The sequence below is a fragment of the Mycoplasmopsis cynos genome (genome assembly GCF_900660545.1).
Taxonomy (GTDB): Bacteria; Bacillota_I; Bacilli_A; order Mycoplasmatales; family Metamycoplasmataceae; genus Mycoplasmopsis; species Mycoplasmopsis cynos.
This window is the reverse complement of record NZ_LR214986.1, coordinates 202,131-216,454: the sequence shown is the minus strand read 5'-3', so window position 1 is coordinate 216,454 and position 14,324 is coordinate 202,131. Positions and strand designations below refer to the sequence as shown.

Here is a 14,324-nt window from a genome sequence, read left to right as displayed (position 1 = left end):
AATCTTTTTCTCTATTCAAATATTTTTTCAACTTTTAATTTTAAATAAATTTCTATAACATTAATTGATAAAAATTAATAAATTAATATTTCATAAATACAAGCATCATATTTTTTATCAGTTTATATTTGTTTTATAATAATGAATAGTATATATCATTTAAACTTAGAATATGTTCATTATTTTTCTTTGATTTTTTGTTAGAATAAACATTAAAAATATTTCTTTAAATTATAGAAAATGGAATTTACATTTCAATATTAGATGCTTTCACTGAAAATATATTAAAAATGAAAATTTATATTCATTTCATACCACTATTAAATTTTTATATCTTTCGAAAGAACTAAATATAAAAATTATTTTATTTGGGTTATGTAAAAAAAAAAAAAAAAAAAACTCCACAAGGGAGTATGTCCTTTGAAAACTGAATAGTAATTCATAATCTATTAAAATGTCTTGAATACATTTCTTTTAAACCTATCAATTTATTAGTAATGGTCAGCTGAATGTATTACTACACTTACACTTCCATCCTATCAACCTCGTAGTCTACAAGGAATTTCAAGGGAATACTTATCTTTAAGGAGGCTTCCCACTTAGATGCTTTCAGCGGTTATCCCTTCCGTACTTAGCTACCCAGCTATGCTCTTGGCAGAACAACTGGAACACCAGCGGTACGTCCACTCCGGTCCTCTCGTACTAAGAGCAGCTCTCATCAATATTCCAACGCCCACATCAGATAGGGACCGAACTGTCTCACGACGTTCTGAACCCAGCTCGCGTACCGCTTTAATTGGCGAACAGCCAAACCCTTGGAACCGACTCCAGCTCCAGGATGCGATGAGCCGACATCGAGGTGCCAAACCTTGCCGTCGATGTGATCTCTTGGGCAAGATAAGCCTGTTATCCCCAGGGTAACTTTTATCCGTTGAGCGACTGCCGTTCCATGACGTACAGCCGGATCACTAAGTCCTGCTTTCGCACCTGCTCGACTTGTAGGTCTCGCAGTCAAGCACACTTCTACCTTTGCGCTCTACATACGGTTTCTGACCGTATTGAGTGTACCTTTGAACGCCTCCGTTACCTTTTAGGAGGCGACCGCCCCAGTCAAACTACCCACCACGCACTGTCTCCCCGCCGGATAACGGCGGCAGGTTAGAAACTCAACATACCAAGGGTGGTATTTCAAGGTTGACTCCTTCAAGGCTAGCGCCTTGATATCATAGTCTCCCACCTATCCTACACATGTTAGGCCAAGTTCCAATACGAAGTTGTAGTAAAGCTCCATGGGGTCTTTTCGTCTTGATGCGGGTACCCAGCGTTTTCACTGGGACCATAATTTCACCGAGTCCAATGTTGAGACAGTTGAGAGATCATTGCGCCTTTCGTGCAGGTCAGTATTTAGCCGACAAGGAATTTCGCTACCTTAGGACCGTTATAGTTACGGCCGCCGTTCACCCGGGCTTCATTTCAACGCTTCGCTATTGCTAACGCATCCACTTAACCTTCGGGCACTGGGCAGGCTTCACCCCCTATACATCACCTTGCGGTTTAGCAGAGAGCTGTGTTTTTGATAAACAGTTGCCCCTCACAATTTACTGTGGCCAACATAAAGTTGGCACCCCTTTTCGCGAACTTACGGGGTTAATTTGCAGAGTTCCTTAACATTGGTTTTCTCGCTCGCCTTAGAATACTCATCTTGGGAACGTGTGTCCGTTCTCGGTACAGGTACCTTAAAATTTAGACGTTTAGAAGCTTTTCTTGGAAGCATGAAATCACACAATTCAAACCTAAGTTCTATGCATCATAACTCCCGGTTATAGAATACGCATTTAACTATATTCACCAGTTGTTATTTACCCCTAAATCCATTAATAGGTAGTGTTATCCTTCTCCGTCACTCCATCACTATAATAAGGTAGTACAGGAATATTAACCTGTTATCCATCGGATACGCTTTTCAGCCTCTCCTTAGGCCCTGACTAACCCTGGGTGGACGAACCTTCCCCAGGAAACCTTTCCCAATAGGCGTCGTGGATTCTCACCACGAATCGTTACTCATACCGGCATTCTCACTTCTTAACGCTCCACAAGTCCTCACGGTCTTGCTTCGCCGCATTAAGAACGCTCCTCTAACGTACTTGCGTACCCGTGGCTTCGGTATTATGTTTTACTCCCGTTACATTATTGGCGCAAGATCTCTTGACTAGTGAGCTATTACGCACTCTTTAAAGGGTGGCTGCTTCTAAGCCAACCTCCTAGTTGTTTAAGAAATCTCACAACCTTTCTGACTTAACATAATTTTGGGACCTTAGCCGACGATCTGGGTTGTTGCCCTCGCGAGCCGGGACGTTAGCACCCCGGTTCCGACTGCATGATAATACACAATGGTATTCGGAGTTTGATTATAGTCAGTACCGCTAGGCGCGGCCATTCCATATTCAGTGCTCTACCACCAAAGTTTAACATCACACGCTAGCCCTAAAGCTATTTCGAGGAGAACCAGCTATCTCCAAGTTCGATTGGAATTTCTCCACTATTCACAAGTCATCCGGGCACTTTTCAGCGTACTACGGTTCGGCCCTCCACTTGGTGTTATCCAAGCTTCAGCCTGCTCATGAATAGATCACATGGTTTCGGGTATATATCAACATACTAAGCGCCCTATTAAGACTCGATTTCTCTACGGCTCCGCTTTTTTCTACTTAACCTCGCATGTTAACATAACTCGCCGGTCCATACTGCAAGATGTACGCCATCAGCCATTAACGGCCTCTGACTAATTGTAAGTAAGTGGTTTCAGATTCTATTTCACTCCCCTCCCGGGGTTCTTTTCACCTTTCCCTCACGGTACTAGTTCACTATCGGTGTCTGATTAGTATTTAGCCTTACCAGATGGTCCTGGCAGATTCAGACAGGGTTTCACGTGCCCCGCCCTACTCAGGATACTATCAAAAGTTTTTGATATTTCGCATACAGGAGTATCACCTTCTATGCTAAAGCTTCCCAACTTTTTCTGCTATATCAAAAATTTGTAACTTTATGTAGATAGTCCTACAACCCCAACATATAGTTGGTTTGGGCTCTTCCAATTTCGCTCGCCGCTACTAATGGAATCATTATTTATTTTCTTTTCCTGTTGCTACTAAGATGTTTCAGTTCACAACGTGTCTCGCTATTAAGACTATTTATTCATCTTAATGCAGTTAGATTTATGCTCTAACTAGGTTCCCCCATTCGGAAATCCCCGTATCGCAGCTTATATCCAGCTCCACGAGGCTTATCGCAGGTAATCACGTCCTTCATCGACTTTCAGACCCAAGGCATCCACCACAAACTCTTACTTATTTAAAAGTACAATATTTTCCTATTGTTTTGATGTATTCAAAGACATTTTAATAAATTATTTTTTTCAAAATAATTAACTCGGTATCACAAAACAAATTGACTAATTTATTTTTTTGATGTCGTTGTTATATTAATTTATCTTTACTATTCAGTTTTCAAAGAACATGAGAGAAAAAAAGTTCTCTCAAAACTAGATACATAAACACAACATTATAATATTGATAATATAAAACAGTTTTATGTTACTAAAATGAATTGTAACTTGTACTCCGTAGAAAGGAGGTAATCCATCCCCACGTTCTCGTAGGGATACCTTGTTACGACTTCACCCCAGTCACCGGTCCTGCCTTAGGCAGTTGTCTCCGTAGTTAACAAAACCGACTTCGGGCATTACCAGCTCCCATGGTGTGACGGGCGGTGTGTACAAGACCCGAGAACGTATTCACCGTAGCGTAGCTGATCTACGATTACTAGCGATTCCGACTTCATGTAGTCGAGTTGCAGACTACAATCCGAACTGAGAACGGTTTTTTGAGATTTGCTTGATGTCACCATTTTGCTTCTCTTTGTACCGTCCATTGTAGCACGTGTGTTGCCCCACTCGTAAGAGGCATGATGATTTGACGTCGTCCCCACCTTCCTCCCAATTACTCGGGCAGTCTCCTTAAAAATTTAACTAAGGACAAGGGTTGCGCTCGTTGCAGGACTTAACCGAACATCTCACGACACGAGCTGACGACAACCATGCACCATCTGTCATTCTGTTAGCCTCCACTATATCTCTATAGCTTTGCAGAAGATGTCAAGAGTGGGTAAGGTTCTACGCGTATCTTCAAATTAAACCACATGCTCCACCGCTTGTGCGGATCCCCGTCAATTCCTTTAAGTTTCACTCTTGCGAGCATACTACTCAGGCGGATGATTTAATGCGTTAGCTGCGCCGATAGTTCTACTATCAGCTAATCATCATCGTTTACAGCGTGGACTACCAGGGTATCTAATCCTGTTTGCTCCCCACGCTTTCGTCTCTCAGTGTCAATATGTGCCCAGTTAGCTGCCTTCGCCATGTTGATGTTCTTCCTAATATCTACGCATTTCACCGCTTCACTAGGAATTCCGCTAACCTCTACACAATTCTAGTATGCCAGTATCCAACGCAATTTGGGGTTGAGCCCCAAGTTTTCACGCCAGACTTAACATACAACCTACAGACGCTTTACGCCCAATAATTCCGGATAACGCTTGCAACCTATGTATTACCGCGGCTGCTGGCACATAGTTAGCCGTTGCTTTCTGACAAGGTACCGTCAAGACAATAGCATTTCCTCTATTGTTTTTTCTTCCCTTATAACAGCAGTTTACAACCCGAAGGCCTTCATCCTGCACGCTGTGTCGCTCCATCAGACTTTCGCCCATTGTGGAAAATTCCCTACTGCTGCCTCCCGTAGGAGTCTGGGCCGTATCTCAGTCCCAGTGTGGCGGTTCAGTCTCTCAACCCCGCTAAACATCATCGCCTTGGTAGGCCTTTACCCTACCAACTAGCTAATGTTCCGCACCCCAATCTCTTAGTGAAGCTGTAAAGCTCCTTTTATATATAGTTTATGCAAACTATATAAGTATCCGGTATTAGCGATAATTTCTCATCGTTGTCCCAATCTAAGAGGCATGTTAAGTACGTGTTACTCACCCATTCGCCGCTAAGTCCTAAAAGAACTCCGCTCGACATGCATGTATTAGGCACACAGCCAGCGTTCATCCTGAGCCAGGATCAAACTCTCGAAAAAATTGACTGTCATGTTTTGTGTGTATCTAGTTTTCAAAGAACTTTCATTTGCTTTTATATCTTAAAAGCGCAAGATTATTATAACACATATAAAAAATATCAAAGAAATAATTTTATTTTTTTTACAAAAATTATTTACTAAATTTCTAAATGTAATAAAAACAAAAATTTAAAAAAATTTTTATTAGTTAAATTAGTTTAAAATATTATATATATGAAAGGCAAATTTAAAAAAATAGTGGGTTATTTTATGTTAGCTAGCATTATATCTAGTTTGCTAACTAGTTCAATTTATTATTACATTCACTATAAAAAAACAATAAACCAAATTAATGAAAGCCATGAGAATGTATTGACAGAATACAAAAATTTAAACAAAACTAATATTTTAGATATTCAAGATGAATCTGATATTAATTTATATTTTTCATCATATGGAGTACAAACTTTTTACAACCTAATCAGAATGTCTATGCTTTCAAAAAAAGAAGTGCATTTTTATAGATCTAATAAATTAATAAGTTTTCATAAAGACTTAAATGTTAGTGAATTTGAGCATTTTCTAAAAAATAATAGAAAAGTTAATGATCTATCTATTTTAAAAAACTCTGGTATTCATGAACTAGGTGATTATAAAGATGAATCCACTTTTTTTGATAAGGCTTTAGAATTTGTAAAAAATAATCCTGATAAAAAAATTGGAATTTGAACAAATTCAGATCATTTTGTTGCTAATGCAAACAAACTTTCAAGACTTTCTAAATTTGATAATGTTCAAATTTTTGGAATTGAAGATTCTAATTTACTAGGGCAATATGTTATTGATAACTATTATAAAGATAATAAATTTATTAGAGAAAATCAAAACCCAAAATCAAAAAAGTGAAAAAACCCTATTATTAATTCAAAAGTAACTAGGTGAAATCAATATTTAATACCTATGTTTTATAAAAATATAAAAGTCTATTGGTCTGATCCTCAGCAATCAAAGAACTTTGAGATTCTTGGTATAAATAATCATTTTTCTTTTTTTAATGAAGAAGGGTTTCAAAAACTTAAAGATGAAATTTTTCAAAGGAAGGATAAATATAATAAAAGGTATTCTACTTATTGAGCTAAAATAACAGGTTACAATTGAGAAAAAGAACGCGATAAGGTTAATAAAATTCAGAATGAAAATAATAAAGAAAGTTTGATAATTTTAGGAACTAATAGTACTAATGATCAAGATTCTATATCTAAAATATTACTTGAATACGGTGATCAATATAACATTTATTACAAAGGACACCCAGGAATGAATGCTAATGCAAGTTTTATAATCAATAAATTAAAACCAGGCGCTAAAATATCTTTCTTTGATTATGAGACTCAGCAAAGAAGAAGTTTTACAATTGATAATTCATGAAAAATTACTGCATTAGAAACTCAAATTCAATCTGAAGAACTAACATCTGACCATGCAAATGAGAAAAATGGAATATGATTCAATAAATGAATTGGGTTAGATGGTATTTCTAGTGCTCTTTATGGTATTTTAAATAAAAGAAATACTTATTCAAACATTTTGTTTTTAGGTGATTCGTTCAATAAAAAGCTTTTTAAAAAAGGAACTCAAGAATTTAACGCATTTTTAAACAAGATAGCTGCAAAAGGCGCTTCTAGCTCTGTTATTATTTCTAAAATTAATAATAAATCACCAAAAGATGCAGAATTAGAGACTTTGTCTTCAAAACATCCTTGAATTCTGGTTTTAAAATTATTAAGCCAATTAAAATATTAAATAAAACAAAAAATAGTGAGAATAGTTATATTTTTGAATTTGAAATCGAAATTTCTTATCAATTAAACAATAAAACTCCTATCGAGAAATTTATAATCAAAGTAAACAAAAATATTTAAAAAAGCTAGCGGAGCTAACTTTTTTTTTTTTTTTTTTTTTTTTTTTTTAAATTAAACCTTTTGTTTTTAAGGTTTTTAAAGTTTTTGCACTTACACGTATAGTAATTTTTTGTCCTTCAACATTTATTCTAACTTTTTGAAGATTAACATTGAATTTTCTTTTTGAAGCATTTAGAGCATGTGAACGTGTGTTTCCTGACAATGGACCAACACCTGATAATTGACATCTTCTAGCCATAATAAGTTCCTAAATATGATTATTTACGTATTTTTAATGCTTCAATTACTTTATTGTATTGTTCTAAATCTGCTTCTTTTAAATGTCTTAATAAAACTTTACGTTGTGAAATTTTTGCTAAAAAACCTCTACGTGAGTGATTATCTTTTGGATTATTTAAAAAATGTTTTTTTAATGATTCAATATCTTCTGTAAGAATAGCAATTTGGACCGCTGTATTACCAGTGTCCTTTGCATTCTTACCAAACTTTTTAATTAATTCCGCTTTTTTTATTTTTGAAACCATAATACTCCCATAATATTATTATGTTTTAAACCTAGCTAAAACTAAATACAATGTCAAAACCAAGTTTAAAATTTATGTTTGCTAATTAAAAGCTTTTTTATTATATCATTAATCTTCATTTGCTAAAAAATATTTTTTTGCTATTTCTAAATGTTCGTCTTTAATATTTATATCATGATTAGATGTAATTAAATAGATTTTATCTATAAATTCAATAAAGATTTCTCCATCAGTTATACTATTTGTAAAAAAATCATCAAGCGATACCTGAAATCACTTTATTTTTTGTTCTGTTGTTACATTAATAACTGAATAAAATATTAAATTATTCAAATAAACCTTAGCAATATAGAACCCACGATGCGGTAACATTTGATGTGAATTTAAGTCAATAGCATCTCCTTTATATTGACCATATATTGTAAAATTATAAACTAGTAGTTCATTTAAAAATTTTATGTCACCGAATTCTAGCAATTCCTTTAAAAATGAGGTTGAAATTTTTTTATCTCTATATTTAAATATCTCTATATTAGTTACATTGATTAAAAGATTTTTAGGAAGTTTAAGATCGCTAAGCAATATTCGATCTGAACCGAGTCTAAAATCTTCTCCGGCAAAAAGATTAATTTCCTTTTGATTTGAAAGCTTACTTAAAAATTCAATCGCAGTTAAGTTTTTAACTTTTAAAAAATCTAATTCTAAAACCGCACATATGTTTAAATCAACTAAATTAAAGTAATTGGCTTGATTTGATTGAAAAAAAGAACCTTTATTTTTAAATTCAAAAGTTTCTTGATTAAAAGTAATTAAAATAATTCTACCATTATTTTTTTTATGAGCCTCAAAGGCGGCTTTGTAAATTTGATAATGTCCAAGATGAAATGATTCAAAGCTTCCGATTATAAAATTGTCATTAATCTTAGAATCAAAATTATCTCAATCATAAATTAATAAATCATTCATTTTATTATATTAAATGCAATTCCTTTAATTTAAGATAACAACCTTCATATTCACAGTCTAGTGCAACATCTTTTGCAACTAATTTAATTTTATCATTTGCTCTTTGCATCGCAACACCATAATATGCATCTTTTAACATTTCATAATCATTAGCGCTATCGCCGAACGCAATTAAATTATCCATTGAGTAACCTAAATGTTTGCATAATATTTCTAAAGTCTTACTTTTAGTAATATTTTTAGGGCTGATTCAAAAACCTCTCGTTCATTTTGACATTACTTCAACATCAAAATTATTTTTCTCAATAAATTTTTGTACTTCCTCCGCAAGCTTTTTAGGTTGGTCAGTAGAAAAAGTTATCAAATATAAATCAGAATTAGTTAATGAATCTTCATCATAATCTAAATAATTCTTTTTAAAAGGTTTTATAAATCAAGTGTCTGTTTTATAATTTGGTGTTTTATAAACTTTATCAAAATCAGTTATCGCCATCTCAACTAATTTATCTTTAAATTCTTCATAAATGGCTTTAACAACATCTTTTTTAATGGTTGCTTTATAAAGAAACTTTGAATTATGAACATCCCAAATAAATGCACCATTAGCTCCAATGAAGTAATCAACTGGTCTAATTGATCTAAAAAATCTCCAATAGTAGCAAAATCTCTAGCAGTTGCTAAAACACTAGTTACATTATTATTTTTTAAATCTCGAAACATTTTTTTAGTATTTTCTTGAAATGTTACTTCTCCATTAACCAATATTGTTCCATCAACATCAAAAGCTGCTACTTTAATTTGTTCTTTTAATTCTTTCATATCAATCTCCTATTAAAAACTTTTTTTGGATAAAAATAATTGTTTTGAATTTCACCGACTGATGCAATTTCGTTAGTTGATGAATTAATTATAAATAATGTTTCGTAAGACAAATTAACTAGAATTTTTCTTCCAAATGATAACTCTTTTAATTCCGCTTGATTTGCATAATATTTAGGGATGTCGAATAATGATTCCATTTTAATTTTGGAATATTCACCTGGCTTTAATGAATCTAACTCAACTTCTCCAATTGCTATTCTTTTTAAAGAAGTCATAACACAACATGTTCCTAATAATTTTGCAATATCTAATAATAAAGTTCTAATATACGTTCCAGATGAAACGGTAGTTCTAATTTTAAAAGTGTCACCAATAAAATCGATTAATTCTATATAATCAATGTTTATACTTTGCTGTTTAATTTCAATAATTTTATTTTCTCTAGCATACTCATAAGCTTTTTTACCATTTATTTTTTTAGCACTATATATGGGTGGAACTTGAGATTTTGTTTTAGAAATCTGATTAATTGCATTAATTAATTCTAATCTTGTAATGTTTTTCTTCTTTAACTCTTCGACATTACCGGTTACATCAAGCGTATCGCTTTGTAAAAATAATCTAGCGGTTGCAATATAGGTTTTTTTTGTATTTTTTAAATATTCAAATAATTTAGTATCATCATCAGTCGCAAAAATTATTAAACCTTCTGCAAGTGGGTCTAAAATGCCAGTGTGACCTATTTTTAAAACATTTAAATCCTTAGCTAAATTTCTAATCGTTTTATTAGAAAAATCACCAATTTGTTTGTAAAATTTAAAAAACATAAATTCCTTTAATATTTAGACATAAATATATATCATTATTTTATCATTTAGCAAATTTATACAAAAAAATTTTTGAAATAATTATCAAAGTTTAATGCTTAATTTTCAAGTACTTTTAAGTTGAAATTTTAAATATTATTCAATATTAAAAAAGATATAAAAAATGGTAAAATTACATTATGAAAAATAATATGAATTCTCAAAAAGAGCCTATAATTATTCTATCAGGTCCTAGTGGTGTTGGCAAGGGAACAATCGAAAGGTTGCTTTTTGAATATGAGGAACTTCAACTCTCTTTCTCATGCTCTGCTACAACTAGAAAACCAAGAAATGGTGAATTAAATGGAATTCATTATTATTTTATTGACACTGAAAAATTTAGAGACAAGATGAAGAATCGTATGTTTTTAGAATTTTCTTATCACTTAAATAATTATTATGGAACTTTATATTCTGAATTAGATAAAATCCATCAAAAAAACCTTGTTCCATTATTAGAAATTGAAACAAATGGTGTTAAAAAAGTTCTTAAAAAATTTCAAGATGAAAAATTAAAAAATAAATATAATCTCATTACAATTTTTTTAGCTCCACCTTCAATTGATGATCTTAGAAATAGAATCTTAACAAGAGGGACCGAAAATAATCAAACACTAAAAGATAGATTAAGAAAAGCTGAAATTGAAATTGCTGATTCATATATTTTTAAATACAAAATCATTAACGATGTCCCTGAAAGAGCAGCACAAGAAATTAGAAATATTTTACATAAGGAGTTGGGACTTGATTAAGATTGATAAAATCAGTGAAAAAGGAAATCAAAGAACCAACAATGAAGACAGAGTTGGTTATTTTATTAAAAATAACATTTACTTAGGCATTTTATGTGATGGGATGGGTGGCCATAAAAATGGAGATCATGCTGCTAATATTGCATTGGAAATTTTAAGTATGGACTTTATGAATTTTTTTACATACACTAACATTGAAGACTTAAAATCATTCATTTTTAACTCAATTATGAATATTAAAAATGAAATGAAAAAAATCGCTATTAATTCGCCTGAAAAAAAAGATATGGGTACCACATTGGTCTCATTTATGTACAATGAATTAGAAAAAAAATTAATAGTCTTTTATAGCGGCGATTCACGTTGTTATATTTATAAAAAAAATGGTGAATTATTACAAATTACTAGAGATCATAATCTTCTAAATCGTTGAATAGATGAAGGAATTGAACAAAAAAATATTGAAAAAAATTATCGTGTTTATCGTTATTTAACAAGTGCGATTGGCGCAAACCTAGAAACTAAAATTGATTTTATTGTTCTCGAAAATAATTTTGAAAATCCCATAACTAAGATTTTATTAACCTCAGATGGAATTCATGAATTCTTAACAAATGATCAAATTCATTTTATTTTAAGTAATAAAAAAGATACTACCTTACAAAAATTAAATAGTTTGGTTACATTATCATTGATTAGCGAATCAAACGACAATATGAGCGCAATTTTAATGGAGATTAAAAATGATAAATAAAAAAAGTTTACAGATTCCGGATGATTCAATGATTCATAAAAAATACAAAATTGGACGGGTTCTTGGTTATGGCGGAATGGGTGTTGTTTGTTCTGTCCGATTAAAAGATGATCCAAGTACTGAATATGCCTTAAAATATCGATATAATGACTTTAATGAATTATCGAAAAAACGTTTTTTAGATGAAATTAAGCTCTTAAAAAAAATTAAATCTGAAAATTTTCCAAAATTATTTGATTCATATAGTGATGCTAAAGAACAATTCTATGTTATGGAATTAGTTAAAGGAGAAACATTGTATGATATGCTTAAAAAAAATCGTCAATTGCCGGTTAATACAGCAAATAATTTTATTCGACAAATTGCTAATGCAATAGGTGAACTACACTCATTAGGAATTATTCATCGCGATATAAAATCTCAAAATATTATGATCCAAGAAAATTATTATATTAAGGTTTTAGATCTTGGAATATCAGTATCAGAAGAATCTCATCGTTATACAAGAACAAATGCAATAATTTGCTCTCCACATTACTCTGCTCCTGAATATACTATTAAAAACGCTAAAATAACTAAGGCTGTTGATATTTACGCTATTGGTATTGTCTATTATGAAATGTTAATTGGTAAATATCCATTTGAAAGTGATAAAGAAAATAAAACTATTTTAATGCATCGCGATAAAGAATTTCCTAATCCTAAAAATTATCGAGATTTACCTCAATCTGTTTGTAATATTATAATTAGAGCTACTGCAAAAAACCCGAAAGAAAGATATCCGGATGTTTGAGAACTAAGAAATGATGTTTATACTTCTTTAAGAGATGATAGAAAACTTGAAAAACCCATTTCAATAAAGACATTAAAAGCAAAAAGAAGTCTTTCGGAAATTATTAATTCAACTAAATTTCTAATAATTGCCATTATTGTTATTTTACTGATTATAGGCGGAATTATTCTTGCAGCGTGATTTTTAGGAGTAGTAGATGTCAGAATATAAGATTTTTTCAGTAGTAGCAGGATCATATGAAGTACATAATACTAAAACTAATGAAATTTCATTCCTTAAAGGAGCCGGAAAATTAAGGTATCACAAGGTGTCTTTATTAGTTGGTGATAATGTAAAAATAAAAGACGGATTAATTATTGATGTTATAAAAAGACATAATAGTCTTATTCGTCCAAAAGTCGCAAATATTGATCAAGCAATAATATTTATGTCAATACAAGACCCAGAATTTAGTAGCTTTTTAGTTGATAAATATTTAAGTTTAATTGAATTTCAAAACATAAAGCCAATTATTTTTATAACAAAGGTAGATTTAAATTTTGAACTAGCAATGAAGTGAAAAAACAATTATCAAAAATTAGGTTATGATGTTTATTTAATTGATAATTTAAATAAATTAAATGATAATGTTAAGAAAATATTTAGCGGTAAATATTCCTTATTTATGGGTCAAAGCGGTGTGGGAAAGACTACTACAATAAACAATATTGGTCAATTTAAATATCATACACAAGAAATTTCAAAAGCGCTCGGCAGGGGAAAACACACTACAAGAGTAGTTAAAATTATTAAATTTTTAGATGGTTTTTTAATTGATACTCCTGGTTTTTCATCTATTGATATCAATTTAAATGAACTTGAATTAGCGAAAAGCTATACACTTTTTAAAACTCTTTCCAAAAAATGCAAATATCGAAGTTGTTTACATTTAAATGAAAATAAAAGTGATTGCGCAATTAAATTAGCTTTAAATGAAGGACAAATTTTAGATTTTCGTTATGAAAATTATGTAAAATTGCAAAGAGAATTAAAAGAAAGAAGAAAAAATGAAAAAATATGTTACACCTAGTTTATTAAATGTTAATAAAGAGCAACGTCTTTCAATGGCGAACACCTTAATTTCAAATGGAATTAAATGAATTCATTATGATATTATGGATAGTATTTTTGTTCCCAATACTGCAATAGAAATTGATGAAATAATTAAAATTAATAAAAATGCCTTACCTCACATTAAGGATGCTCATTTAATGGTGATTAATCCTTATGAATATGTTGATAAAGTTAAAAATGATGTTGATATTATCACATTCCACTATGAAGCAATTCAAAATGACTTAGTTAAATTCCAAGAATTTTTAGATAAATACCATCATGAACTAAAAATAGGTCTAGCAATAAAACCTAATACCAGTGTTTTGAATATAAAAAAATTTTTGGATAAACTTTCATTAGTTTTAGTAATGTCAGTTGAACCTGGAAGAGGTGGTCAAAAATTTATCGAATCTTCATATGAAAAAATAAAGGAATTAAAAATGATTAGAAACAATAATTCATTCGATTTTCTAATTCAAGTAGATGGCGGTATTAATTCAATAACTGGTCCATTATGTTTAAAATTTGGAGCTGATGCTGTTGTTGCTGGAACCTATTTAGTTTGTGAACCCACTTCAGAGAGAATTCAAAGTATTCTTGGAAAATTTAAATCATAATGTTTTTTCATTACTTTTTAAAAAACAAAAAAATATTAACACATTAATGTTAATATTTTTTAACCTTTTTTTATAAAAAAAGTAATTAATTTTCTAATA

General features: G+C 31.2%; 10 protein-coding genes, 2 rRNA genes and 1 pseudogene. 6 read left to right on the top strand and 7 right to left on the bottom strand.

Features of this window, described 5'->3' with window-relative positions; genetic code table 4:
- Positions 1-470 precede the first annotated feature (470 nt).
- A 23S ribosomal RNA gene (locus tag EXC48_RS01365) occupies positions 471-3,357 on the bottom strand.
- 269 nt (positions 3,358-3,626) lie between these two features.
- Positions 3,627-5,135 (bottom strand): 16S ribosomal RNA (locus EXC48_RS01360).
- Together the 16S and 23S rRNA genes form the textbook arrangement of a ribosomal RNA operon.
- 213 nt (positions 5,136-5,348) lie before the next feature.
- On the opposite strand from EXC48_RS01360, the gene EXC48_RS01355 reads away from it, so the two are divergent.
- The gene (locus EXC48_RS01355; protein WP_223216300.1) at positions 5,349-6,917 is read left to right on the top strand and encodes a hypothetical protein; all 1,569 of its coding nucleotides are present in this window, start codon (positions 5,349-5,351) and stop codon (positions 6,915-6,917) included.
- Between the two features lie 165 nt (positions 6,918-7,082).
- Here EXC48_RS01355 and rpmB read toward each other — a convergent pair whose 3' ends face one another.
- From rpmB to truB, 5 genes and pseudogenes are all read right to left on the bottom strand, one after another.
- Positions 7,083-7,274, bottom strand: coding sequence for a 50S ribosomal protein L28 (gene rpmB, locus EXC48_RS01350; RefSeq protein ID WP_015287076.1), 192 nt, complete (start codon positions 7,272-7,274; stop codon positions 7,083-7,085).
- A gap of 19 nt (positions 7,275-7,293) precedes the next feature.
- Positions 7,294-7,560, bottom strand: a complete 267-nt coding sequence (gene rpsO / locus EXC48_RS01345; protein ID WP_015287075.1) for a 30S ribosomal protein S15 — start codon at positions 7,558-7,560, stop codon at positions 7,294-7,296.
- Positions 7,561-7,668: 108 nt separating this feature from the next.
- The gene (locus EXC48_RS01340; RefSeq protein WP_129720489.1) at positions 7,669-8,526 is read right to left on the bottom strand and encodes an FAD synthase; all 858 of its coding nucleotides are present in this window, start codon (positions 8,524-8,526) and stop codon (positions 7,669-7,671) included.
- Between the two features lie 4 nt (positions 8,527-8,530).
- Positions 8,531-9,345, bottom strand: a pseudogene (locus EXC48_RS01335) (YcsE-related riboflavin metabolism phosphatase).
- Positions 9,333-10,175: a tRNA pseudouridine(55) synthase TruB gene (gene truB / locus EXC48_RS01330; RefSeq protein ID WP_129720488.1), complete on the bottom strand. Its 843-nt coding sequence runs from the start codon at positions 10,173-10,175 to the stop codon at positions 9,333-9,335. Before truB ends, EXC48_RS01335 begins: the two are co-directional and overlap by 13 nt.
- 179 nt (positions 10,176-10,354) lie before the next feature.
- Here truB and gmk point away from each other — a divergent pair, with 179 nt between their 5' ends.
- The 5 genes from gmk to EXC48_RS01305 are packed head-to-tail and all read left to right on the top strand — an operon-like array spanning position 10,355 to position 14,225.
- Positions 10,355-10,966: a guanylate kinase gene (gene gmk / locus EXC48_RS01325; RefSeq protein ID WP_015287071.1), complete on the top strand. Its 612-nt coding sequence runs from the start codon at positions 10,355-10,357 to the stop codon at positions 10,964-10,966.
- Complete coding sequence (locus EXC48_RS01320; RefSeq protein ID WP_129720487.1) at positions 10,959-11,720, top strand: PP2C family protein-serine/threonine phosphatase; 762 nt, start codon at positions 10,959-10,961, stop codon at positions 11,718-11,720. The genes gmk and EXC48_RS01320 overlap by 8 nt, the downstream gene beginning before the upstream one ends.
- Positions 11,710-12,723, top strand: a complete 1,014-nt coding sequence (locus EXC48_RS01315) for a serine/threonine-protein kinase (protein ID WP_015287069.1) — start codon at positions 11,710-11,712, stop codon at positions 12,721-12,723. Before EXC48_RS01320 ends, EXC48_RS01315 begins: the two co-directional genes overlap by 11 nt.
- The gene (gene rsgA, locus EXC48_RS01310; RefSeq protein WP_129720486.1) at positions 12,710-13,582 is read left to right on the top strand and encodes a ribosome small subunit-dependent GTPase A; all 873 of its coding nucleotides are present in this window, start codon (positions 12,710-12,712) and stop codon (positions 13,580-13,582) included. Before EXC48_RS01315 ends, rsgA begins: the two co-directional genes overlap by 14 nt.
- Positions 13,560-14,225: a ribulose-phosphate 3-epimerase gene (locus EXC48_RS01305; RefSeq protein WP_129720485.1), complete on the top strand. Its 666-nt coding sequence runs from the start codon at positions 13,560-13,562 to the stop codon at positions 14,223-14,225. Before rsgA ends, EXC48_RS01305 begins: the two co-directional genes overlap by 23 nt.
- Positions 14,226-14,324: the final 99 nt, after the last annotated feature.